The sequence below is a fragment of the Umezawaea beigongshangensis genome, from assembly GCF_016464305.1.
GTDB classification, from domain to species: domain Bacteria; phylum Actinomycetota; class Actinomycetes; order Mycobacteriales; family Pseudonocardiaceae; genus Umezawaea_A; species Umezawaea_A beigongshangensis.
This window is the reverse complement of record NZ_JAEIOJ010000001.1, coordinates 953,767-974,998: the sequence shown is the minus strand read 5'-3', so window position 1 is coordinate 974,998 and position 21,232 is coordinate 953,767. Positions and strand designations below refer to the sequence as shown.

The window sequence follows — 21,232 nt, the reverse complement described above, 5'->3', positions numbered from 1 at the left end:
CGCGTGGTGGGGCTAGTGGGTCTTCAAGCGGTCCTCGAAGGCGGCGACCAGATCGCGCCACTTCTGGACCTCGGCCTCGTAGGGCGCGCTCGGGGCCAGGCGGGTCGGGTCGGGGCGGAGCACGAACGAGACCAGCCAGCCCAGGCTCTCCGACGTGCTCAGCGCTTCGCGCACGCTGTCGTCGTCGGCCCAGTCCGCCGCGTCCTCCAGCAGTTCCACCGCCAGTTCGAGCTGGTGGGGGTCGACCGCGTCCGGGCCGTCGTGGATGTCGTCGGCCAGGCCGGTGAGGACGTAGACGTTGTCCTCGTCCACGTCGATCTCCAGGTCGCCGCCGGTGGCCCGCACGACGACGTCCTGCCAGGTCGACACGTCCGCGAGGTCGTTGTTCTCCTCGGCGTCGACGAGGAAGCGGGCCAGCGCGCGCGGCGAGCTGAACGCGTCGATCTTGCCCCTGGAGCCCAGGAAGATCGGCTTGTCGTCCAGGTAGCAGCGCAGCGTGTAGTGGTCGCCCTCGGTCGTGATGATCTTGATGGGGTCGATGCCGGCCTCGGCCCAGAAGCCGGTGGGGGCCGCCGCCTGCTCGGTCTCGTCGTCCTCGTCCACGTCCTCGTCGTCGAGGTCGTCCTCGGCGGCGACGGCGTCCTGGAGCACGGCCAGCTCCTCGGAAGCGGTCTCCAGCTCCTTCGCGTCGACCTCGGGGGTGGCCACGACGCCGTCGATCGCGTCGAGCACCTCGTCCCACTTCTCGGCGACGACCTCGGCCAGCTCGGTCCACAGGGCCACGCCCTCGCGGCCGGTGAACGGCAGCGTCCCCTGCGGCAGCAGCGCGAAGCCCGCCGCGGAGTCGAGGACCTCGTGCACCTTCTCCAGGTCGCACACGTCGGCCAGGGACCGCACGATCGCGATCACGTCGGCCAGCTCGCCGATCACCCAGGTGTCGGGCTCGTCCGCCACCAGCTCGGGCACGCCCACCAGGTCGAACTGGTGGTTGTCGTCCGGGGACAGGTCGGCCACCGACAGGCCGGGCACGACGTGCCACGCCGGGTGGTCGGCGAGGTCGTGCTCCTCGGCCTTGCGCACGAACGCGGCCAGCACCGCGGCGTCCGGGAAGACGTAGAGGTCGTCCTCGTGCCCGAGGAACGCCTCCCACTCCTCGCCCTCTTCCCGCCAGCGAGGAGCCCACAGCGTGACCACGTCACCCTGCGTCAGCCCGAGCTCGATCGGGACGATGTCCTGCGCCATCTGACCTCCCGGTCACGCCGTGCACTGGTGCGCGGCGCGTGGCGCGCAGCGCGGGGAAAGCCTACGGGTTCACCGGTCCGGGGCGATCACCGGTACTTCTGCGCCCGGAAGGGATCGGCGAAGAACGCGTCCTCGTCGTCGTCGGGCGGCGGAGCGGGCCTGCGCCGCACGGGCTCGGGCCGCTGCTGCGGGGCCGGCTGCGGGGGCGGCGCCACCTCAGCCGGCGGTTCGGCCGGTGGGGGAGGGGTGAACGGGCTGCCGTCGGGCAGGACCGTGCGGACCGTGTCCCAGCCCGCCGCGCGCGCCGGGGTGGAGCCCACCAGGTTCTCCACGGCGAGCGTCACGCCGTCGCCGAGCGTCTTGGCGATCGTGTTGTAGGCGCGCTGCACGGCGAACTCCGTCGCCCGGCGCGCGGTCTCCTCCACGATGCGGCCCACGGCCTCCGGTCCCCGCGCGAGCGCCGCCGGGTGCAGGCGCAGCGCGGTGAGCACGCCGGTGGCGGTCGTCGTCGCCACCGCGAGCCCGGTCTGGTGCTCGGCCGTGCCGGTGGTCGCGGCCAGCGCCTCGCTCAGCCCGGCCGTCGCCCGGCGGCGCTGCTCGACGCGCTCCTGCTCGCTCATCGCGGACCCCGCAGGAACGAGCCGTGCGGCTCGTCGTCGCGCGGATCGCCCGGCGGGAAGCCCAGCCGGGCCAGGTGCTCCGGGTCGACCACGCGCTCCAGCGAGCGGTGCATCCGCGCGCTCGCGTCCCGCGCCGCCAGCCCGGCGACGCGCACGATCTCCGCCGCCAGCGCGTCGGGTCCCCGGCTCAGCGCCTCCCGGCTCAGCAGCACGCGCTGCGGCGCCGCGCCCGGCGCGGTGACCACGGAGACGGCGCCGTCCGGAGAGGACGCCCGGCCGAGCACCGGCCCGGTGCGCGCGATCTGCTCGGACACCCTGCGCTCGGTGTCGGCCACGCGTTCGCCCGCGCGGCGGATGTCGTCGTCCAACTCGCTCACCCGGCACCCCCTCCGGTGACAGTCTGCCGCAGACCGCACGGTTACGTTGGCCCCGTGCTCGCACTGCGCTGGACGCTGCTCCTCCTGCTCGCCGCTCTGCTGGAGATCGGCGGCGCCTGGCTGGTCTGGCAGGGCGTGCGCGAGCACCGCGGCTGGCCGTGGGCCGTGGCCGGGGTCGTCGCGCTCGGCCTGTACGGCTTCGTCGCGACGCTCCAGCCCGACCCGAACTTCGGCCGCGTCCTCGCCGCGTACGGCGGGGTGTTCGTCGCCGGGTCGCTCTGCTGGGCCGTGGTGGTCGACGGGTTCCGCCCCGACCGCTGGGACGTGACCGGCGCGCTGGTGTGCCTGGCCGGTGTCGGCCTGATCGCCCTCGCCCCGCGCTGATCAGCCGGTGGGCCGGTAGAAGCCCATGAACCCCATGCCGACGTTGTCCGTCCTGACCGGATTGACCTGCACGGGATCACCGGCCTCGACCATCTGCCCGTTGCCGACGACCATCGCCACGTGCCCGTCCCACACCACCAGGTCGCCCGGCAGAAGCTGGCCCGGCGGCACGGACGCGCCCATCGCCTGGGACGAGGCCGGGCGCGGCACGTCGAAGCCGGCACCGGCGTAGGCCCACGAGGTGAGCCCGCTGCAGTCCGTGCCGGAGGGCGGGTTGGCCGCGCCCCACACGTAGGGGGTGCCGAGCGCGGACAGCGCGTTGCGCACGGCCTGCGCCGCGGTCTCGTTCGGCGCCTCGGCCGAGCTGCCGTCCGGCAGGTTCACACCGACGCCCTCGCCCGGCTGCGGCGGGATCGCGACCGGCAACCGGGGACCGGAGGCGCCGCCGCCGCCGCCCGAACCGCCGCCGCCACCTCCGCCGCCACCGCCGCCACCGCCACCTCCGCCGCCCGAGCCGCTGTCGCCGGAGCCGCTGCCCGAGCCGGTGCCGCCGCTCGTGCCCTCGGCGGAACCCCTGCCCTGCGACGGGGTGGTCGTGCCGGACGTCGCCAGGTCGCCGGACGACGCCGCGCCCAGCGGCTCGCCGAGCGCGGCCAGCGCCGCCGTGTCCACCGCGGGCATCCCGTCGAGCCGGGCCACCAGCGCGGTCAGCTCCTCGCGCACCCGCTGCACCTCGGCCGCGGTCCTGCCGGAGTACTCGTCGGCCTCGGCGCTCGCGCTCGCCGCCGCGATCAGCGCCGCGCCGGGCCCGCTGATCAGCGACACGCCCAGCGCGGCGGCCAGGACCGGCTCGGCCCAGGCCACGAACTCGTCGATCAGGTTCTCGATCGCCGTGCGCCCGGCCCGCACGGCCGCGACGGCGGACGCGGCCACGTCCTGCGCCGTCGTGCAGTTGGCGGCCAGCGTCGTCACCGCGCCGGAGAACGTGCCCACCCTCGACCCGAACGCGGCCGACCGGTCGCCGTACCAGGTGTCCAGGGCCGTCCCGGCCGCGGTGGTGTGCCGCCCGGCGATCTCGGTCAGCGCCCCGCCCGCCCGGCCGAACGCGTCGGCCGCGGTCGTCGCGCCACCCGTGTCACCGTCCAGTTCGGCCAGGTGCTCGCGCATCGGGCGCACGAGCGCGCCGAGGAAGCCGCCGACGTCGCCGCTCACGCGCGGGACCGCCGCAGGGCGTCCCGGCTGCTCTCGTCGCGCGCCGTGTAGTCGGCGCCCGCGCTCGTCACGGCACCGCCGAGTCCGGCGAGGCCGCTCGCCGCGGCGGCCACCCCGGCCAGCTGGGCGCGTGCCGCGCGCTGGAACGCCGCGGTCAGGCCGACCTCAGCGCCGAGCGCGCTGAACGCCTGCGCGCCGAGCGCGTCCACCCCGGACAGCGTGCTGGTGCCCACCTCGCCGACCTCCCCCGCCAGTCCGGCTGCCGTCGAGCCGTAGGTGCTGAGCACCGCGGTGTCGACGCCGAATCCGCTTCCACCCATGGTCGTTCCTCCCCGAACTCGGACGGTCGCCCGAGCCTCCCCGTTCCGCTCCGGGCGATCTTCCACCATTCAGATGGTCCGAGCAGGTGGTTCCGCTCCGGTTCGGACGATCCTGCCCGATGAGCGGTACCTCGTCCGCTCCGGGCACTCGATCATGTGGGCGTGGGCGTCGTTGAGCACTGGGACCGGGTCGTCAGGTGGTTGACGCAACACGCACCCGCGACGGGGGCGGTGCTGAGACGCCCGACCGGGCAGACCGCGGTGCAGACGCTGGCGCAGAAGACCGGGCTGACCCCGCCGGGGGACCTGCGCGACTGGTGGACGGTGTACGGCGGCACGGAGCACCTGGCGTTCGCGGAGGTCCTGCCGCCGTTCTACACGCCGCTGGGTCCGGTCGCGGCGTTGCAGTCCTGGGAGCTGAAGCGCCGCTTCTGGCCCACCGGGACCGGGCAGCTCGACTCGTCGGCCGGGGCGCCCACGACGGGCTTCCACCCGCTGTGGCTGCCGTTCGCGTTCGACGGCTGCGGGGACGCGCTGGCGGTCGACCTGCGGCCGGGGGTCCTGCACGGCTGCGTCGTGGAGTGGGACCGCGAGCGGCGCGAGATGGACAAGCCCGAGTGGACGAGCATCGACGAGATGCTGGACCAGGTGGCGACGTCGCTGGAGAACGGCAGCCCGGTCGGGCACTGCGTGCCCGCCGTCACCGCGGAGGGGCGGCTGGACTGGCGTCCGGCCTGATCCGGCGTCAGGTCGTCAGCAGGCCCGCCCGCCAGGCCCAGGACGCGATCTCCACGCGGTTGCGCACCTCCAGCTTGTTCTGCACCGACGCCAGGTGGGTCTTCACCGTCGACAGCGACAGGTACAGGGCGGCGGCGATCTCCGCGTTCGTCAGGCCGCGCGCGACCTCGCGCACCACGTCCAGCTCGCGCTGGGTGAGCGTCTGCGCCGGCAGCGCGGACGGCCGGCTCGCCGGCCTGGTGAAGTGCCGCAGCATCCGCACGGTGACCTGCGGGGAGATCAGCGCGTCACCGCGCGCCGCCGCCCGCACCGCCTCGATCAGCAGCGCCGGGCCAGCGTCCTTGAGCAGGAACCCGCTCGCGCCGTTCTCCAGCGCCGTGTGCACGTACTCGTCCAGGTCGAACGTCGTCACCACCACGACCTTGATCGGATCGACCGCACCGGGCCCGGCCAGGCGCCTGGTGACCTCCAGGCCGTCCGCGCCGGGCATCCTGACGTCCAGCAGGCACACGTCCGGCCGCAGCTCGCGCGCCCTGGTCAGGGCGGCCACGCCGTCGGCCACGTCGGCGACGACCTCGACGTCCGGCTCGTTCTCCAGGATCATCCGGAAACCGACCCGCACCATCTCCTGGTCGTCGGCGATCAGGACTCTGATCGTCACCGCGCATCCCTCTCCAGCGGCAGCTCGGCCAGCACCCGCCAGCCGCGCTCGCCGCCCTCTCCGCTCACCGGGCCCGCCGAGAACAGACCGCCGAGCAGCTCCACGCGTTCGCGCATGCCGATGAGACCGTAGCCACCCGCGCCGCCCAGCGGCGCGACCGGTGAGCCGCGGCCGTCGTCGCGCACCAGGAGTCGCAGCGCCGGACCGGCGCTGGAGAGCTGCACGTCGATCTCGGAGGGGGAGTCGGCGTGCCGCTGGACGTTGGTGAGCGCCTCCTGGAGCAGCCGCAGCACCGAGCGCGACACCTCGGGCGGCACGGCGCGCGGCAGCTCGATCCGCAGCTTCACGGGCGTGCCCAGCTCGCGGGCGCGCTCGACGACGGACAGCACGTCGGCGCCGAGGTCCGCGGTGGAGGACAGGGCAGCGTCCTCCGTGGTGTCGCCCTCGCGCAGCGTGCCGACGAGGCCGCGCATCGCCGCCAGCGCCTCGGTGCCGCTGCGGGTGATGCCGGGCAGCAGCCGGTGCGCCGCCAGCGGGTCCCGCTCCGCCACGGTCATCGCGGCCTGGGCCTGCACGACGATGCCGGTGACGTGGTGGGCCACCACGTCGTGCAGCTCGCGGGCCAGCGCGATCCGCTCCTCGCGCTGCGCGCCGGACACGGCCGTCGACACCGACCGGGCCCGGTCGGTGTCGCGGTCCCGCAGGTAGAGCCCGGAGCCGATGGCCAGCGCGAGCAGCATCCCGGTGGGTGCGACGTCCCGGAAGTACAGCACGTCGTAGTCGTTGAACGGGCCCCGCAGCAGGGCGGCGACCAGGCCCGCGGTGATCAGCAGCGCCAGGTCGGACACGAGCCGGGCCGACGTGCGGTACCGGGCCAGCACCGAGGCCGTCACGAAGAACGCGGCGGTCTCCGAGGGGCTCAGCGGGCTGAACGCCGTCATCAGGGCCAGCCCCCGGTCGTGGGCGATCCACGACGACAGGGCCACCGAGGAGAGGGTCACGACGACCGCCGCGCGCGGGTACAGCGAGGCCACGACGGCCGCGACGCAGACGGGCCAGGCCGCCGCCCACGTCAGCAGCATCCCGGTCGGGTACCAGTGGCGGCCACCGGTGATCGCCACCAGCTCCACCGCCAGCAGCAGCGCCAGCCCTGCGGCGATCGGCCACTGGCTGCGCAGCAGCGTCCGCGGTCCGTCGGGCCGGCCGGTCGGCGGGGTCGCGATCGGGACCGGGGCCGCCTGCGGAGACCGCAGGTACAGGCCGACGCCGATCGCGGCGGTGATCAGCGTGGTCGCGATCACGGCGTTCGTCGAGACGGACCGGTCGAACAGGTGGCCGGAGACGCGCAGCAGCGCCGCCACGGCGCTCGCGGCGAGCAGCGTCGCCAGGCTCGTCAGCAGGCGCGTCCCCCGCAGGTCGCGCACCAGCACCACGACCAGCACGACCATCGCGACGGCCTCGGCCGGGGTCAGCGCGCCGATCGTCGGCACCGGGGCGCTGCTCAGGCGGAACGCGGGCGTCGAGACCGCGAAGGACAGCACCGCCAGCGCCACCGCGGCTCGCGGCCACCGCAGCACCAGGAAGGCCGCCAGGCACAGCCACCACGTGGCGGACCAGCCCAGCATGTCCTGCGCCCGGTGCCCCCCGTAGAGGAGCAGGGCTTCCGCGGCCAGCGCTGAGAACAGGAGGGCCGCCAGGGGCCACCGCACGCGCAGCAGGGTTCGCAGTTCCGCACCGAGACCGTCCACGGCGGACACGCTAGGACCACCGGGCACCGTTCCGGCTCGGCCGTGCGGCTCGCGTTCACCTCGTCCGTCCGGCCGATGCCGCGGCCGGGGAGCGGACTGCTCGGCCGACGCGCGGAGGCCCTGCGTTCGGGCACGGTCGACACCGGCACCGGGCCCCGGCCCGCTGGAGATCGCGAGGGGTGTCTCCGGCGGCCGGGCCGCCGCGGTGCGGGTCCGGACTCGCGGCCGCTCCGGGGAGTGGCCGCCGCGGAGCGGGCGGCTCGCGCGGAACACCGCGCGGGCCGCCCGCCACGACCGCCGGCCAGCGGTCCGGCCGCCGTCAGCCGACCGGGTCCCCGGTGCCCACGACCCGGTCGAAGCGCCCGGCCGCCGGTGTTCCACCACACCTCGCCCAGCTCCCGGCCGTGCGGGTGCCCGGTGCTCGTGTCGCCGTGGTCGGGCGGCGACGTGGACCGCACGAGGTGCGGCGCCGTGCTCCCCGGCTCGTCGCCGCGCGGGACCGGCACGACCTCGGCGTCGGCCGGGACGTGGACGACCGCGCTCGCGGAGTCGCCGTCGACCGCCTCGAACGCGTCGGCGAAGAACAGCAGGCGCCTGTCGCGGGGCAGCGGCAGGTCCGTCGCGTCCGCGGGCAGCGCGGCGAGGTCGATCGAGGCGACGAGGGTGAGACCGGGGTGCGGTGCGCCGGTCAGCGCTGCCGGGCCGGGCGCACGATGATCTCGTTGACGTCGACGTCGGCCGGCTGGCCGATGGCGTAGGACACGGCGCCGGCGATGGCGTCCGGCTGGATCGCGTGCGTCCGGTAGGTCCGCATCATCTCGGCCGCCCCGCTGTCCGTGATCGAGTCCGCCAGTTCCGAGGCGACCACTCCGGGGGAGATGGTCGTGACCCGGATCGAGGGGTCGGCCTCCTGGCGCAACCCCTCGGTGATCGCCCTGGCGGCGAACTTCGTGCCGGAGTAGACGGCGCTGGTCGGCACGACCTCGCGGGCGCCGATGCTCGCGACGGTGATGAAGTGACCCGACCCCTGCGCCGTGAAGTGCGGCAGGGTCGCGGCGATCCCGTGCAGCAGGCCGCGCACGTTCACGTCGATCATCCGGTCCCACTCGTCGACCAGCAGCGAGTCGAGCCGCGAGAGGGGCATCACGCCGGCGTTGTTGACGAAGACGTCGACGCGTCCGGTCCGATCGCGGGCTTCCGCGACGAAGGCGGCGACGTCCTCCCGGTCGGTCACGTCGAGCTGCACGGCGTGGAAGCTGCCGCCCGACCGGGAGGCGGCCTCCGCCGTGCGTCCGGCGAGCGCCCGCAGGCGGTCCGCCCTGCGCGCGCCCGCGACCACGTGGTGTCCTTCGTGGACCAGGCGGGCGGCGACGGCCTCACCGATCCCGCTGCTGGCTCCGGTGACGAGCACCGTCTTGCGATCGGTCCGGTCGTCGATCTCTGCTCGGTTGGGGTTCACGTCCACCATGCTCGTGAGGAGGACCGGCCCGAACCAGGGTGCCGCTCTCCCGGGGAGAGCGGCACCCACCCCACCGGCGGATCACACCCCCGTCGGGTGCCAGACCGTCTTCATCTCCAGGTGCGCGCGCAGCCGCGCGGTGCCCGGCTCCCGCGTCCAGTCCTCCGGCGTCACCGGCGAGCGCAGCACCCGCTTCACGGTGCCCGCCGCCGCGCGCTCCAGGTCGGTCCGCGCCTCCTCCGGCGCACCGGTGAGGTCGAGGGCGTTCACGTCGGCGTGCGACGCGAGCCACGGCGCGAGCTCCGCCGTCCGCCCGGTCAGCAGGTTCACCACACCGCCGGGGAGGTCGGACGTGGCGAGCACCTCGGACAGCGTGATCGCGGGCAGCGGCCGCTCCTCGCTGGTGACGACCACGGCGGTGTTGCCGCTGACGATCACCGGCGCGACGACGCTCACCAGGCCCAGCAGCGAGGAGTCCTGCGGCGCCAGCACGGCGACCACGCCCGTCGGCTCCGGCGTGGAGAACGAGAAGTAGGGTCCGGCCACCGGGTTCGACGACCCCAGCACCGCGGCGATCTTGTCCGTCCACCCGGCGTACCAGACCCAGCGGTCGATCGCGGCGTCCACGAGCGCCCCCGCCTCGTCGGCACCCGCGCCCTCGGCGGCGCGGACCTCGGAGACGAACTGCTCGCGGCGGCCCTCCAGGACCTCGGCCACCCGGTACAGCACCTGGCCGCGGTTGTACGCGGTGGCCGCCGACCAGCCGGGGAACGCCTTGCGCGCGGCCACCACGGCGTCGCGGGCGTCCTTGCGGGACGCCTGCGCGGCGTTGGCCAGGAACGCGCCGGCGTGGTCGGTCACGGGGTAGCTGCGGCCGGACTCGGAGCGGGGGAACGCGCCGCCCACGTACAGCTTGTACGTCTTGGCGACGGCAACGCGGTGCTCAGACATCGAGGTACGCCTCCAGTCCGGCGCGGCCGCCCTCGCGGCCGAAACCGGACTCCTGGTAGCCGCCGAAGGGGGCGGAGGGGTCGAAGCGGTTGAAGGTGTTGGCCCACACCACACCGGCGCGCATCCGCTGCGCCATCCACAGGATGCGGGAGCCCTTCTCCGTCCAGATCCCCGCCGACAGCCCGTAGGGCGTGTTGTTGGCCTTGGCCACGGCCTCGTCGGGCGTGCGGAACGTCAGCACCGACAGCACCGGGCCGAAGATCTCCTCGCGGGCGATCCGCATCGACTGGTGCACGTCGGAGAAGATCGTGGGCGCGAAGTAGAACCCGCGGTCGGGCAGCGCGCAGGCGCTCGTCCAGCGCTCGGCGCCCTCCGCCTCGCCCGCCGCGCTCAGCTCGCGGATCTTGTCGAGCTGCTCGCGGGAGTTGATCGCGCCGACGTCGGTGTTCTTGTCCAGCGGGTCGCCGACGCGCAGCGTGGACACCCGCCTGCGCAGCTTCTCCAGCAGCTCCTCGGCGACGGACTCCTGCACCAGCAGCCGGGACCCGGCGCAGCACACGTGGCCCTGGTTGAAGAAGATGCCGTTGACGATGCCCTCGACGGCCTGGTCCAGCGGAGCGTCGTCGAACACGACGTTCGCGGCCTTGCCGCCCAGCTCCAGCGTCAGCTTCTTGCGGGTCCCCGCGAGCTGCCCCTGGATGAGCTTGCCGACCTCGGTGGAACCGGTGAACGCGACCTTGTCCACGCCCGCGTGGCCGACCAGCGCCGCGCCCACGTCGCCCGCGCCCGGCAGGACGTTGACCACGCCGGGCGGCAGCTCGGCCTGCGCGACGATCTCGGCCAGCACGAGCGCCGACAGCGGCGTCGTCTCCGCGGGCTTGAGCACCACGGTGTTGCCGGTCGCGAGTGCGGGCGCGATCTTCCACGCCGCCATCAGCAGCGGGAAGTTCCACGGGACGACCTGACCGGCCACGCCCAGCGGCCTCGGGTCCGGTCCGAAGCCCGCGTGCGAGAGCTTGTCCGCCCAGCCCGCGTGGTAGAAGAAGTGCGCGGCGGCGGTCGGCACGTCGACGTCGCGCGACTCGCGGATCGGCTTGCCGTTGTCCAGGCTCTCCAGCACGGCCAGCTCGCGGCCGCGCTCCTGGATCAGCCGCGCGATCCGGTAGACGTACTTCGCCCGCTCCGAACCGCGCATCGAGCCCCACGGGCCCTCGTGGGCGCGGCGCGCGGCCCGCACGGCGGCGTCCACGTCGGACGGCCCGGCGGTGCTGACCTCGGCCAGCACCTCCTCGGTGCCGGGGTTGATCGACTTCAGCGGTTCGCCGGTGCCCTCGACGAACTCGCCGTCGACGAACATCCGGTACGCGGGCTTGAGGTTCGCCAGGTCCCGCGATTCCGGTGCGGGGGCGTAGTCCCACACGGTGTGGTCGGTCATCTCAGTCCACCGTCACGTAGTCGGGGCCGCTGTAGTGGCCCGTCAGCTGGGTTCGACGCTGCATCAGCAGGTCGTTGAGCAGCGAGGACGCCCCGAACCGGAACAGGCGCGGGGTCAGCCACTCCGGACCGGCCACCTCGTGCACCGCCACGAGGTGCTTGACGGCGTCCTTCGTCGTGCGGATGCCACCGGCGGGCTTCACGCCGCGCAGCTCGCCCGTCAGGTCGCGCCAGTCGCGCACCGCCTGGAGCATCACCTGGGTCACCGGCAGGGTCGCCGCGGGCGACACCTTGCCGGTCGAGGTCTTGACGAAGTCGCCACCGGCCAGCAGCGCGAGCCACGAGGCGCGGCGCACGTTGTCGTAGGTCGCCAGCTCACCGGTCTCCAGGATGACCTTGAGGTGCGCGTCCCCGCAGGCGTGCTTGATCTGCACGATCTCGTCGAACACCTGGCCGTAGCGGCCGGTCAGGAACGCGCCCCGGTCGATCACCATGTCGATCTCGGTGGCGCCGGCCTCGACCGCGTAGCGGGTGTCGGCGAGCTTCACCTGGAGGCTGGAGCGGCCGGAGGGGAACGCCGTGGCGACGCTGGCGACGCCGACGCCCGTCCCGGCGAGCCCGTCGACGGCCGCGGCCACCACGTCCGGGTAGACGCACACGGCCGCGACCCGCGGCACGTCCGGCTGGTCGGGGTCGGGGCGGCGGGCCTTCGCGGCGAGCGTGCGCACCTTGCCCGGCGTGTCGGCGCCTTCCAGCGTGGTCAGGTCGACCATGCTGATCGCGGTGTCGATCGCCCACATCTTGCTGGCCCTCTTGATGCTCCGGGTGGCCAGCGCGGCGGAACGGCCCTCGACGCCCACCTGGTCGACGCCGGGCAGGCCGTGCAGGAACCGGCGGAGCGACGCGTCGTCCCGGACGGCGTCGGCGAGCGCCGGAGGCGGTGGGCCGGGCGCGGGCGTACCCGGCGCCTCGGCCGACGACGGTGTCGACGGAGCAACCATGCTCCGGAGTCTAGGCGCGCGGCCCGGCGACTCCTAGACGATCAGTCGTCGGCGTCGGCCCGCTTCAGCTTCTTGCGCTTCGGGTGCCTCACCTCGACGCCCGCCATGATCGCGAGACCGGTGATCTTCACGACCGGCGCTCCGGGCAGGGCGTTTCCGCTGGTCCGGTCCTCGAAACCGCCCAGCAGCCCGAGACCGCTCACCTGGACGGTGATGTCGTCGGGAACCAGGATCTCGATGCCGCCCCAGAAGGTGAACACCGTGATGGTCGTCTCGGCCTCGGCGAACCGCGCCTTCGTCAGGTCCAGCTTCACGCCGCCCATGACGGCGACGGCCGTGTGCTGGGCGGGCACGACCCAGTTGTTCTTGCGGTCGACGCCCGACATGAACGCCAGCGACACGCTCGGCCCCGGCACGCCGCCGATCCGGTCGCTCGCCGGAGCCGCCGCCGGGACGCCCGCCGTCGCCGGGAGCACCAGGTCGGAGGTGATCGGAACCAGTTCGCCGTAGGTCTTCGCCGCGTAGAGGACCGCCAGCCGCTCGTCCAGCTCGTTGAGGTCCAGCCGGCCCTCGGCCGCGGCCCGGTGCAGCACCGCGGCGACCACCTCGCGGTCGGCGTCGGAGGCGCGCATCCGGTTCGGATCGGCGGGGACCACGTCGTCGTTCACCCCGTCGAGTCTAGGAACTCCGTCCAGGTCGCGGGGGCGAATGGGGATACTGTTCGGCCATGGACGTGCTCGTTGTCGATCACCCGCTCGCCAGGGCGCGGCTCACCACCATGCGCGACGCCCGCACCGACAGCGCCGCCTTCCGCGCCGCTCTGCACGAGCTGACCGTGATGCTCGTGTACGAGGCGATGCGCGACGCCCCGGTGGCCGTCGAGCGCGTGCACACCCCCGTCGCCCGCACCGACGGGTTCCGGCTGGCCAAGCCGCCGCTGCTGGTGCCCGTGCTGCGCGCCGGACTCGGCATGGCCGACCAGGCGCACCGGCTCATCCCCGACGCGCAGATGGGCTTCGTAGGCCTGGCGCGCGACGAGGAGACGCTCCGGCCGACGCCGTACATGGAGTCGCTGCCCGACGACCTGTCCGACCGCCCGGTGCTCGTGCTCGACCCGATGCTCGCCACCGGCGGCTCGATGGAGTTCACGATCAAGCTGCTCACCGGCCGCGGCGCGACCGACGTGACGGCGGTGTGCGCGCTCGCCGCGCCGGAGGGCATCGCGCACCTGGAGGCGACGGGCCTGCCCGTGCGCCTGGTCACGGCCAGCGTCGACGAGCGCCTGAACGACTCGGGCTTCATCGTGCCCGGCCTGGGCGACGCGGGCGACCGCCAGTACGGAGCCGTCTGACCGCACGCGGGCGGGGTCCGCACCCCGGACCCCGCCGCGCGGCTCAGCGGCGCCAGCCGTCGACCAGGGCGCGCAGCGACCGCTCGTACACCTGCGCCACCGGCACGTCGACCGGCAGGTCGCCCCGCAGCTCCAGGGCGACCAGCCCGTGCGCGATCCCCCACGAGGCCAGCGCGATCTGCTCCGGCGAGTCGTTCCCGAACACCCCGGTCTCGACGCCGCGGCGGGCGATGTCCAGCGCCGGGGAGAACGTCCGCGCGGACGCCCGCCTGCTCTCCTCGCCGGGCTCGACGCCCGACGCCCCGCTGAACATCACCCGGTAGAACTGCGGGTCGGCGAGCGCGCTGTCCCGGTAGCGCAGACCGAGCCGCACGAGGTCCTCGGCCGGGTCGTCGCTCGTGCCCGCGGTCGACAGGCGCTCGCCGAAGCGGCGGAACGCCTCGTCGTACACCGCCCGGAGCAGGCCGGGCTTGCCGCCGAACAGCGAGTACACCGCGGTCGTCGACGTCCGCACGTCGGCCGCGAGCGCGCGCAGGCTCAGGCCGTCCGGCCCCGTCGTGGAGAGGATCTCTCCCGCTCGGTCGAGCAGCCGCGCGCGCAGCGCGTCGTCGTGGACCTTGGGGCGGGGCACCTCCGCAGCATATCGAAACGGTGTTCTGACAAGAGGTCTGGCGACGCTGGTACCAGCTTGGTACCGTCCTCCGGTGGCGATGACTCTCCGGTTGAACGACGAGGAGAACGAACGGCTGGCCGAACTGGCCGCGGCGGAAGGACGCTCGAAGCAGGAGGTCGTCCGGCTCGCGCTCGCCGAACGGTGGGCCAGGTTGCAGAAGGAAGAGCAGCTCGGCGAGGCCCTGACCCGCGTCATGCCCAGGTACCGGAGCCTGCTGGACCGCATGGGCTCGGCCTGAGACGTGTCAGACCTCTGTGCTCCACTTGAACGGTGATCAACTACCTGGACGCCGGTGACCTGCTCGTGCTGGCCACAGCGGTGACCGGCGGAGATCTCGTCGTGCGCGACGCGGGCCTGCTCGACTCGGCGGCGCACCGGCCGCGCGCCACCGTCCTCGGCGTCGAGGCCTACGACACGCTGTGGCTGAAGGCCGCGGCGCTGCTGGACTCCATCGTGCGGACGCGGCCCCTCTTCGAGGGAAACTGGCGGCTGGGCTGGGTCGCGGCGGTGACGCTGTGCGACATCAACGGCTGGTGGGTGGAAGCGGACGAGGACGCCGCGCTGGAGCTGGTCCGCGCGCTCGGCCGCGAGCAGGTCGACGTCCATGACACGGCCGGGCGCCTGGAGGCGTGGGCGATTCCGAAGGATTGACTCCCGGCGGTTGACCTGGAGCGCACTCCAGCTCCTACGGTCGTGGGGTGACACATTCGATCGCCCAGGCAGCGGAGCGCAGCGGGTTGTCGATCGACACCCTGCGCTACTACGAACGGATCGGGCTGGTCGACCCGCCGGCGCGCGACTCCGGCGGGCGGCGCACGTACTCCGACGAGGACCTGGCCCGGCTGGGCTTCCTCACGAAGCTGCGCACCACCGGCATGCCGATCCGCATGATGCGCCAGTACGCGAGGGCGCGGCGCTCCGGCGTGGCCGGGCCCGCGCTGTGCAAGCAGATCCTCGTCGAGCACCGCGCATCCGTGCGGGCCCGCATCGCGGAGCTGCGGTCGAGCCTCGACGTCCTCGACCACAAGATCGACAACTACTCGCAGATCGAACGCGACGCCTCTGCCGCGGAGGGGAGAACCGCATGAAGACGCGCACGCTGGGAGCTCTGGAGGTCAGCGCTCAGGGACTCGGCTGCATGGGCATGAGCGAGTTCTACGGCCAGGCCGACGACGCCGAGTCGATCGCCGTGGTCCACCGCGCCCTGGAACTGGGCGTGACGCTGCTGGACACCGCCGACATGTACGGGCGCGGCGCCAACGAGGAGCTGGTCGGCCGGGCGATCGCCGACCGGCGCGACGCCGTGGTGCTGGCCACGAAGTTCGGCGTGGTCCGCTCGGACGACCCGCGGACGAGGGGCGTGCGGGGCGACGCCGAGTACGTGCGGCAGGCCGCCGACGCGTCGCTGCGGCGGCTCGGCGTCGATCACGTCGACCTCTACTACCAGCACCGGGTCGACCCGGACGTGCCGATCGAGGAGACCATCGGCGCGATGGCCGAGCTGGTGCGGCAGGGCAAGGTCCGCCACCTGGGCCTGTCCGAGGCCGGTGCGGACACGATCCGGCGCGCGCACGCCGTGCACCCGATCGCGGCCGTGCAGACGGAGTGGTCGCTGTGGTCGCGCGACATCGAGGACGCGACGGTGCCGGTGTGCCGCGAGCTGGGCATCGGCGTCGTGGCGTACTCGCCGCTCGGCCGGGGCTTCCTCACCGGCCGGTTCACCTCCCGCGACGACTTCGGCAGCGGCGACTTCCGCGCGGCGGGCAACCCCCGCTTCGCCGAGGGCAACCTGGAGCGCAACCTCGCGGTGGTCGAGGCGCTGCGCGCCGTGGCGGCCCGGCACGACGTGACGCCCGGCCAGATCGCCCTGGCGTGGGTGCAGCACCGCGGCGAGGACGTCGTGCCGATCCCCGGCACGAAGCGGCGCAAGTACCTGGAGGAGAACGTCGCCGCCGAGTCGCTCGTGCTCGGTGAGGACGACCTGGCCGCGATCGAGGCCGCCGTCCCGGCCGACGCGGTGGCGGGCGAGCGGTACCCCGAGGAGGCGATGAAGCTCCTCGGCCGCTGAGCACGCTCGCGTCACCGCCGACGGCGCGTGGGGGACGATGAGGAGCGTCGACGCGGGAACCGGTCCGGCTCCCGCGCGTCTTCTTCATCGAAAGAGGGTCATCGGCACTATGGCGGGAGCCATGAACATCACATCCAGCGTGCTGTCCGGCAGTCGACGCAGGCGCATCACCGTCGGCGCCGCCGTGTCCACCGGCCTCGGCCTGATCGGCCTGCCGCTCGTCGTCGTGGCGGTGTGGCCGACCTTCGACCACAGCCCCTGGGACGTCAACACGATGGTGCTCGCCGCGGGGGTGGGGCTCAGCGCGATCAGCTGGGCGTTCGGCCGGGGAGCCGTCGCCGCGATCACCGAGGAGAGTCGCACCCCCGTGGAGCCGCCGTCGTCCCGGCCGTGGATGGTGGCCGGTGGGGCGCTGGTGGTGGCGATCCTCTGCCTCGTCATCGCCGTCAGCAGCGCCGCCTGAGCCGGCCTAGTCGGTGAGCAGGGCCTCGACGGCCGTGCGCACGTCCGCCAGTCTCGCGGCGGCCCCCTCGCGGGCCGCCGCGAGGTCGGTTCCAGCGGGTTCCACGACCTCCAGGTACGCCTTGAGCTTCGGCTCGGTGCCGGACGGCCGCACGACCACCCGCACCCCGGCGCCGGTCAGCCGCAGCACGTCGGCCTCCGGCAGCAGGTCCTCCGCCGTCACGGCGATCCCGGCCAGCTCGGGCGGCGGGTCGGCCCGCAACCGCGCCATCAGCGCGCCGATGCGGCTCAGGTCGTCGAACCGCAGCGCCACCTGATCGGTCAGGTGCACACCGTGCTCCGCGGCCAGCCGGTCCAGCGCGTCGAGCAGCGTCTCCCCGGCCGCCTTCAGCGTCGCCGCCAGGTCGCAGGCCACGACGGCGGCCGAGATGCCGTCCTTGTCGCGCACCGAATCGGGGTCGACGCAGTGCCCGAGCGCCTCCTCGTAGGCGTAGACCAGGCCGGTGCCCTCCCCGTCGCCCGCGCGCACCAGCCACTTGAAGCCGGTCAGCGTCTCGGCGCAGCGCACGTCGTGCGCCTTCGCGATCGAGCCGAGCAGCGACGACGACACGATCGTCGTGGCCACCAGCGGGTCGGGGTGCGCCGTCCGGTCGAGCGTGGAGAGCACGAGCGAGCCGAGCAGCACGCCCGTCTCGTCGCCGCGCAGCATCCGCCACGACCCGTCGCGCTCCCGCACGCCCAGCGCGCACCGGTCGGCGTCGGGGTCCAGCGCGACCGCCAGGTCGGCGTCGCTCTCGGCGGCCAGCGCCAGCAGCGCGTCCGCCGCGCCGGGCTCCTCGGGGTTCGGGAACACCACCGTCGGGAAGTCCGGGTCGGGCACGGCCTGCGAGCGCACCACCCGCACGTCGGTGAACCCGGCGCGGCGCAGCACCTCCACCGCCGTCCGCCCGCCCACGCCGTGCATCGGCGTGAGCGCCACCCGCAGATCGCGCGCGGTGCCGCGGGGCAGCGCCGACACGTGCGCCGAGTAGGCGTCGACGTCCGCCGGGTCCACCGTCGCCCAGTCCCGCGAGCGCGGCACGGACACCGCGGAGGTGACGGCGGCGACGGCGGCCTCGATCTCCCGGTCGTCGGGCGGCACGATCTGCGAGCCGCCCGCGAGGTACAGCTTGTAGCCGTTGTCGGCCGGCGGGTTGTGCGACGCGGTGATCTGCACGCCCGCCACCGCGCCGTGCGCGCGGACCAGGAACGCCAGCACCGGCGTGGGCAGCGGCTCCGGCAGCACGCGCACCTCGAACCCGGCCGCCGCCAGCACCCCGGCCGCGGCGGAGCAGAACGCCTCCGAGCCGTGCCGGGCGTCGCGGCCCACGAACACGAGACCGGTGTGCCCCCGCGCGCGCAGCCACCCGGCCAGCCCGGCCGTGGTGCGCACGACGACCGCGACGTTCACGCCGTTGGAACCGGCCCGCACGGGACCGCGCAACCCGGCCGTGCCGAAGGTCAGCGGACCCGCCATCCGGTCGGCCAGGTCGTCGGCCGCCGCGGCGTCGCCGCCCATCGCCCGCGCCAGCACGCCCTGGAGCTCGGCGCGGGAGTCGGTGTCGGGGTCGTCGGCGATCCAGCGGAACGCGGCGTCGCGCAGCGCGGGGGTGAGACTCATGCCCTGGTCACCAGCTCGCGCAGCAGCGCGCCCATGCGGCTCGCCGCGGCGGCGCCGGCCTCCAGCACCTCGTGGTGGTTCAGCGGCTCGCCGGTGATGCCCGCGGCGAGGTTCGTCACCAGGGACAGGCCGAACACCTCCACGCCCTCGGCCCGCGCCGCGATGGCCTCGGCGACCGTCGACATGCCCACCAGGTCGGCGCCCAGGGTGCGCAGCATCCTGATCTCCGCCGGGGTCTCGAAGTGCGGGCCGGGCAGGCCGGCGTACACGCCCTCCTCCAGCGACGGGTCGATCTCCCGCGCGACGGCGCGCAGCCGCGGCGAGTACAGGTCGGTCAGGTCCACGAACCGCGCCCCCACCAGCGGGGACCTCGCCGTCAGGTTCAGGTGGTCGCTGATCAGCACGGGCTGGCCGACGGTCATGCCCTCGCGCAGCCCGCCGGCGGCGTTGGTCAGCACGACCGTGCGGACGCCGGCCGCGGCGGCGGTGCGCACGTTGTGCACGACGTTCTCGATGCCGTGGCCCTCGTAGCCGTGGGTGCGGCCGAGCAGCACGAGCACGTTCTTGTCGCCCACCGGCACCGAGCGGATGGTGCCGCCGTGCCCGACGGCGCTCGGCGGGGTGAACCCGGTCAGGTCGGCCATCGGCACCTCGGCGACCGGCGTGCCGATCAGGTCGGCAGCCGGACGCCAGCCGGAGCCGAGGACGACGGCGACGTCGTGCTGAGCGACACCCGTGCGGGCACTGATCTCCCCGGCCGCCCGCTGGGCGAGCTGCTCGGGAGTGGCGGTGGTGGTTGCGTCCTGGATACCGGTCACCGCGGGAGCGTAACCGCTAACCCCCGACGACGAACGTCGGCGCGATCCGGTTGAACAGCTCGTCGGCGTCGTCGTGCTGCTCCATCGGGGCGGTCAGCTCCATGACCCACAGCGCGTTGTCGCTCGTGGGCACGAGCTGGGAGAAGCGCGTCCGCCGCAGGTCGCTCGCGGGCGACTGCTCCGCCCCGCCGTACTCGGTGGTCCGGTAGTCGAACCGCACCATGCCCTCCGGCGCGGCGGGGTCGGTCCTGACCGGCTCCCCGTACGCGGGCGTCACGATGATCTGGTCCTCCGGCCAGCGCTGGAGCACGAGGTCCCGGTAGTCGCCGATCGTGCGCTTCGGGTAGTGGTCGGGGAAGCGCTCGACGCTCACCTCCAGCTTGCCGGTGGGGGAGACGAAGCGCACCACGGTGCTCCGCGGGGTCTCGACGCGCTGCTCCACGAACATCGTCCAGCTCCGGCCGACCTCCAGCGAGAACGCGCCCGCGCCGGGGTTCTCCCCGGTGCTCGCGTCGGCCTTGCGCCTCTCCAGTTCCGCCACGACGTCCTCGCTCTGCTGGACCACGGTCGTCTCCGGGCCCGGCGGCAGGATCGGGCGGCCCGCTGCGGCCACGGTGAGCACGAACCCGACACCGCTGAAGATCACGAACAGCAGCACCGAGGAGACCAGCAGCAGCACCGTGCCCGCGGTGACCCGGTCGCGCAACCGGGGAAGCGCGCGGCGCACCGGTCCGGTGCCGACCGGGAGCGGCCCCATCGGAACGGCCCACCTCGGCGGCGGCGCGGGGGGCGGCGCGACCGCGGCGGAACCGGAGGAGGACCGCCCGGACGGCGGCCAGGGCGCCGACGGGACGGACGAGGGCCGCTCCTCCGGCTCGGCCCCGGTCTCCTCCTCGTCCTCGCCCTCGCCCGGCCCCGGCGCGTCGGGCTCCTCGGCCGGGGTGGACGACAGGAAGAACGGCAGCGGTCCGGGATCGGCCGCCAGCGGGGTCTCCGGAGCGATCACGGGCTTGGGCGGCAGGATCGGCGTCGACGGCTTCGAGCGCGCCACCACGGGTGAGGTGACGGTCCGCGCGTCGCTCTGCACCCCGAAGGCGACGGTGCCCGGTCCGGGCAGCAGCGGGTGGACCCGCCGCCGCACCTCGCCCAGCGACATCCGCCGCTCGACGTCCCTGACCATCAGGCCGGAGATGACCGGCGCCAGGTCACCGGCGCTCTGCGGCTCGGGCACCTCGTCGTTCACCACCTGGTTGAGCGTGCGCAGCACGTTCTCCCCGTCGAACGGGGGGTGGCCCTCGACGGCGTCGAACAGCGTCGCGCCGAGACCCCACAGGTCGACGGCGGTGGTGAGCTCGGCCCCGGTGGCGACCTCCGGGGCGATGTAGGCCGGGGTGCCGAGCATGATGCCGCGGCTGGTGAGGGTGCTCTCCGAGACGTTGCGGGCGATGCCGAAGTCGGTGAGCTTGATCTGTCCGTCCTCGCCGATGAGCACGTTGCCCGGCTTCACGTCGCGGTGCGTGATCCCGGCCCGGTGCGCGGCCTGGAGCGCCGCCGCCACCGCGTCGGCCACCGCGGCGGTCTGCGCGACGGTCAGCGGTCCCCGCTTCTTCGTGTACTCGCTCAGGCTCTCCGACGGCACGAGCTCCATCACGAGGTACGGCTCGCCGTCCATGCGCACGACGTCGTAGACCGTGACGAGGTTCTGGTGCGACAGCGCGGCGACCGCGCGCGCCTCCCGCAGGGTGCGTTCGCGCAGCGTGGTGGCCTCGGCGTCCCCCATGCCCACCGGCCGCAGGATCTCCTTGACCGCGACGGGACGGCGCAGCTCCTCGTCGAAGGCCGACCACACGGTGCCCATGGCGCCGCGGCCGAGCACGTGCCGCAGGCGGTACCGCTCCGCGATCAGGCGCTCGTGCTGCTCGCTGCTCACGGTGACATTCTGCACCGCGCGAGATCCGGCATCCGCACTTCCGCGAGGTTCGGCCGCGCGGCCGCTCGACCGGTGACGGCCGTGGAAGACTTTCTGCACCGATCACGGCGGCGGAACTCACAT

General features: G+C 74.1%; 25 protein-coding genes. 9 read left to right on the top strand and 16 right to left on the bottom strand.

Annotated elements, in window-relative coordinates; translation table 11 throughout:
- Positions 1-12: 12 nt before the first annotated feature.
- From IMZ35_RS04550 to IMZ35_RS04540, 3 genes are all read right to left on the bottom strand, one after another.
- A complete protein-coding gene (locus IMZ35_RS04550) occupies positions 13-1,242 on the bottom strand; it encodes a SatS C-terminal domain-containing protein (RefSeq protein WP_199439531.1) in 1,230 nt (409 codons plus the stop codon).
- An 86-nt stretch (positions 1,243-1,328) separates the two neighbouring features.
- Positions 1,329-1,862 (bottom strand): hypothetical protein, encoded by a 534-nt coding sequence (locus tag IMZ35_RS04545; protein WP_199439530.1) that lies wholly within the window; start codon positions 1,860-1,862, stop codon positions 1,329-1,331.
- Positions 1,859-2,239, bottom strand: coding sequence for a hypothetical protein (locus tag IMZ35_RS04540; protein ID WP_307867754.1), 381 nt, complete (start codon positions 2,237-2,239; stop codon positions 1,859-1,861). Before IMZ35_RS04540 ends, IMZ35_RS04545 begins: the two co-directional genes overlap by 4 nt.
- Positions 2,240-2,293: 54 nt before the next feature.
- Here IMZ35_RS04540 and IMZ35_RS04535 point away from each other — a divergent pair, with 54 nt between their 5' ends.
- The gene (locus IMZ35_RS04535) at positions 2,294-2,623 is read left to right on the top strand and encodes a YnfA family protein (protein ID WP_199439529.1); all 330 of its coding nucleotides are present in this window, start codon (positions 2,294-2,296) and stop codon (positions 2,621-2,623) included.
- Here IMZ35_RS04535 and IMZ35_RS04530 read toward each other — a convergent pair whose 3' ends face one another.
- Both IMZ35_RS04530 and IMZ35_RS04525 read right to left on the bottom strand, forming a co-directional pair.
- Entirely contained in the window at positions 2,624-3,835 is a 1,212-nt protein-coding gene (locus IMZ35_RS04530) for a C40 family peptidase (protein WP_307867753.1), read from the bottom strand.
- Positions 3,832-4,155, bottom strand: coding sequence for a hypothetical protein (locus IMZ35_RS04525; protein WP_199439528.1), 324 nt, complete (start codon positions 4,153-4,155; stop codon positions 3,832-3,834). The genes IMZ35_RS04530 and IMZ35_RS04525 overlap by 4 nt, the downstream gene beginning before the upstream one ends.
- Before the next feature lie 231 nt (positions 4,156-4,386).
- On the opposite strand from IMZ35_RS04525, the gene IMZ35_RS04520 reads away from it, so the two are divergent.
- A complete protein-coding gene (locus IMZ35_RS04520) occupies positions 4,387-4,893 on the top strand; it encodes an SMI1/KNR4 family protein (RefSeq protein WP_199439527.1) in 507 nt (168 codons plus the stop codon).
- 7 nt (positions 4,894-4,900) lie between these two features.
- Here the strand turns inward: IMZ35_RS04520 and IMZ35_RS04515 are convergent, their stop codons facing one another.
- Both IMZ35_RS04515 and IMZ35_RS31625 read right to left on the bottom strand, forming a co-directional pair.
- Positions 4,901-5,554, bottom strand: coding sequence for a response regulator (locus IMZ35_RS04515; protein WP_307867752.1), 654 nt, complete (start codon positions 5,552-5,554; stop codon positions 4,901-4,903).
- The gene (locus IMZ35_RS31625; RefSeq protein ID WP_199439526.1) at positions 5,551-7,302 is read right to left on the bottom strand and encodes a sensor histidine kinase; all 1,752 of its coding nucleotides are present in this window, start codon (positions 7,300-7,302) and stop codon (positions 5,551-5,553) included. Before IMZ35_RS31625 ends, IMZ35_RS04515 begins: the two co-directional genes overlap by 4 nt.
- A gap of 417 nt (positions 7,303-7,719) precedes the next feature.
- Between IMZ35_RS31625 and IMZ35_RS04505 the strand changes: the two genes are divergently transcribed.
- Entirely contained in the window at positions 7,720-8,019 is a 300-nt protein-coding gene (locus IMZ35_RS04505) for a hypothetical protein (RefSeq protein ID WP_199439525.1), read from the top strand.
- On the opposite strand, the gene IMZ35_RS04500 is transcribed toward IMZ35_RS04505, so the two are convergent.
- The 5 genes from IMZ35_RS04500 to IMZ35_RS04480 form a co-directional block, all read right to left on the bottom strand.
- Complete coding sequence (locus IMZ35_RS04500) at positions 7,991-8,761, bottom strand: SDR family oxidoreductase (RefSeq protein ID WP_438816816.1); 771 nt, start codon at positions 8,759-8,761, stop codon at positions 7,991-7,993. The two genes, IMZ35_RS04505 and IMZ35_RS04500, sit on opposite strands and share 29 nt — an antisense overlap.
- Before the next feature lie 81 nt (positions 8,762-8,842).
- Positions 8,843-9,712, bottom strand: a complete 870-nt coding sequence (locus IMZ35_RS04495) for an aldehyde dehydrogenase family protein (RefSeq protein WP_199439523.1) — start codon at positions 9,710-9,712, stop codon at positions 8,843-8,845.
- Positions 9,705-11,147: an aldehyde dehydrogenase family protein gene (locus IMZ35_RS04490; RefSeq protein WP_199439522.1), complete on the bottom strand. Its 1,443-nt coding sequence runs from the start codon at positions 11,145-11,147 to the stop codon at positions 9,705-9,707. Before IMZ35_RS04490 ends, IMZ35_RS04495 begins: the two co-directional genes overlap by 8 nt.
- A 1-nt stretch (position 11,148) precedes the next feature.
- On the bottom strand, positions 11,149-12,147 hold the full coding sequence (gene deoC, locus IMZ35_RS04485) for a deoxyribose-phosphate aldolase (RefSeq protein WP_199439521.1): 999 nt from the start codon (positions 12,145-12,147) through the stop codon (positions 11,149-11,151).
- A 41-nt stretch (positions 12,148-12,188) separates the two neighbouring features.
- Positions 12,189-12,815: a DUF1707 SHOCT-like domain-containing protein gene (locus IMZ35_RS04480; protein WP_307867751.1), complete on the bottom strand. Its 627-nt coding sequence runs from the start codon at positions 12,813-12,815 to the stop codon at positions 12,189-12,191.
- Positions 12,816-12,874: 59 nt separating this feature from the next.
- Here IMZ35_RS04480 and upp point away from each other — a divergent pair, with 59 nt between their 5' ends.
- Complete coding sequence (upp, locus tag IMZ35_RS04475) at positions 12,875-13,498, top strand: uracil phosphoribosyltransferase (RefSeq protein WP_199439520.1); 624 nt, start codon at positions 12,875-12,877, stop codon at positions 13,496-13,498.
- A gap of 43 nt (positions 13,499-13,541) precedes the next feature.
- Here the strand turns inward: upp and IMZ35_RS04470 are convergent, their stop codons facing one another.
- Complete coding sequence (locus IMZ35_RS04470) at positions 13,542-14,129, bottom strand: TetR/AcrR family transcriptional regulator (RefSeq protein ID WP_199439519.1); 588 nt, start codon at positions 14,127-14,129, stop codon at positions 13,542-13,544.
- Positions 14,130-14,208: 79 nt separating this feature from the next.
- Here IMZ35_RS04470 and IMZ35_RS04465 point away from each other — a divergent pair, with 79 nt between their 5' ends.
- The 5 genes from IMZ35_RS04465 to IMZ35_RS04445 all read left to right on the top strand — a co-directional run bounded on the left by IMZ35_RS04465 (position 14,209) and on the right by IMZ35_RS04445 (position 16,702).
- Positions 14,209-14,409 carry a ribbon-helix-helix domain-containing protein gene (locus IMZ35_RS04465; RefSeq protein ID WP_229370699.1) on the top strand — a complete coding sequence of 67 codons (201 nt, stop codon included), beginning with the start codon at positions 14,209-14,211 and terminating at the stop codon, positions 14,407-14,409.
- A gap of 32 nt (positions 14,410-14,441) precedes the next feature.
- A complete protein-coding gene (locus tag IMZ35_RS04460; RefSeq protein WP_199439517.1) occupies positions 14,442-14,822 on the top strand; it encodes a type II toxin-antitoxin system death-on-curing family toxin in 381 nt (126 codons plus the stop codon).
- Positions 14,823-14,869: 47 nt separating this feature from the next.
- Complete coding sequence (locus IMZ35_RS04455; RefSeq protein ID WP_199439516.1) at positions 14,870-15,259, top strand: MerR family transcriptional regulator; 390 nt, start codon at positions 14,870-14,872, stop codon at positions 15,257-15,259.
- Positions 15,256-16,239: an aldo/keto reductase gene (locus IMZ35_RS04450; RefSeq protein WP_199439515.1), complete on the top strand. Its 984-nt coding sequence runs from the start codon at positions 15,256-15,258 to the stop codon at positions 16,237-16,239. Before IMZ35_RS04455 ends, IMZ35_RS04450 begins: the two co-directional genes overlap by 4 nt.
- A gap of 121 nt (positions 16,240-16,360) precedes the next feature.
- A complete protein-coding gene (locus tag IMZ35_RS04445; RefSeq protein WP_199439514.1) occupies positions 16,361-16,702 on the top strand; it encodes a hypothetical protein in 342 nt (113 codons plus the stop codon).
- Positions 16,703-16,708: 6 nt separating this feature from the next.
- Here the strand turns inward: IMZ35_RS04445 and IMZ35_RS04440 are convergent, their stop codons facing one another.
- The 3 genes from IMZ35_RS04440 to IMZ35_RS04430 are packed head-to-tail and all read right to left on the bottom strand — an operon-like array spanning position 16,709 to position 21,109.
- Positions 16,709-18,361, bottom strand: a complete 1,653-nt coding sequence (locus IMZ35_RS04440) for a phospho-sugar mutase (protein ID WP_199439513.1) — start codon at positions 18,359-18,361, stop codon at positions 16,709-16,711.
- Complete coding sequence (locus IMZ35_RS04435; RefSeq protein WP_438816815.1) at positions 18,358-19,179, bottom strand: purine-nucleoside phosphorylase; 822 nt, start codon at positions 19,177-19,179, stop codon at positions 18,358-18,360. The genes IMZ35_RS04440 and IMZ35_RS04435 overlap by 4 nt, the downstream gene beginning before the upstream one ends.
- Positions 19,180-19,195: 16 nt before the next feature.
- On the bottom strand, positions 19,196-21,109 hold the full coding sequence (locus IMZ35_RS04430) for a serine/threonine-protein kinase (protein WP_307867750.1): 1,914 nt from the start codon (positions 21,107-21,109) through the stop codon (positions 19,196-19,198).
- Between the last annotated feature and the right edge of the window lie 123 nt (positions 21,110-21,232).

What these genes read in the sequence shown, in the direction of transcription:
- IMZ35_RS04550 (WP_199439531.1), bottom strand. Translation starts at nt 1,242, where the DNA reads ATGGCGCAGGACATCGTCCCGATCGAGCTCGGGCTGACGCAGGGTGAC.
- IMZ35_RS04545 (WP_199439530.1), bottom strand. Translation starts at nt 1,862, where the DNA reads ATGAGCGAGCAGGAGCGCGTCGAGCAGCGCCGCCGGGCGACGGCCGGG.
- IMZ35_RS04525 (WP_199439528.1), bottom strand. Translation starts at nt 4,155, where the DNA reads ATGGGTGGAAGCGGATTCGGCGTCGACACCGCGGTGCTCAGCACCTAC.
- IMZ35_RS04495 (WP_199439523.1), bottom strand. Translation starts at nt 9,712, where the DNA reads ATGTCTGAGCACCGCGTTGCCGTCGCCAAGACGTACAAGCTGTACGTG.
- IMZ35_RS04490 (WP_199439522.1), bottom strand. Translation starts at nt 11,147, where the DNA reads ATGACCGACCACACCGTGTGGGACTACGCCCCCGCACCGGAATCGCGG.
- deoC (WP_199439521.1), bottom strand. Translation starts at nt 12,147, where the DNA reads ATGGTTGCTCCGTCGACACCGTCGTCGGCCGAGGCGCCGGGTACGCCC.
- upp (WP_199439520.1), top strand. Translation starts at nt 12,875, where the DNA reads ATGGACGTGCTCGTTGTCGATCACCCGCTCGCCAGGGCGCGGCTCACC.
- IMZ35_RS04465 (WP_229370699.1), top strand. Translation starts at nt 14,209, where the DNA reads ATGACTCTCCGGTTGAACGACGAGGAGAACGAACGGCTGGCCGAACTG.
- IMZ35_RS04450 (WP_199439515.1), top strand. Translation starts at nt 15,256, where the DNA reads ATGAAGACGCGCACGCTGGGAGCTCTGGAGGTCAGCGCTCAGGGACTC.
- IMZ35_RS04445 (WP_199439514.1), top strand. Translation starts at nt 16,361, where the DNA reads ATGAACATCACATCCAGCGTGCTGTCCGGCAGTCGACGCAGGCGCATC.
- IMZ35_RS04440 (WP_199439513.1), bottom strand. Translation starts at nt 18,361, where the DNA reads ATGAGTCTCACCCCCGCGCTGCGCGACGCCGCGTTCCGCTGGATCGCC.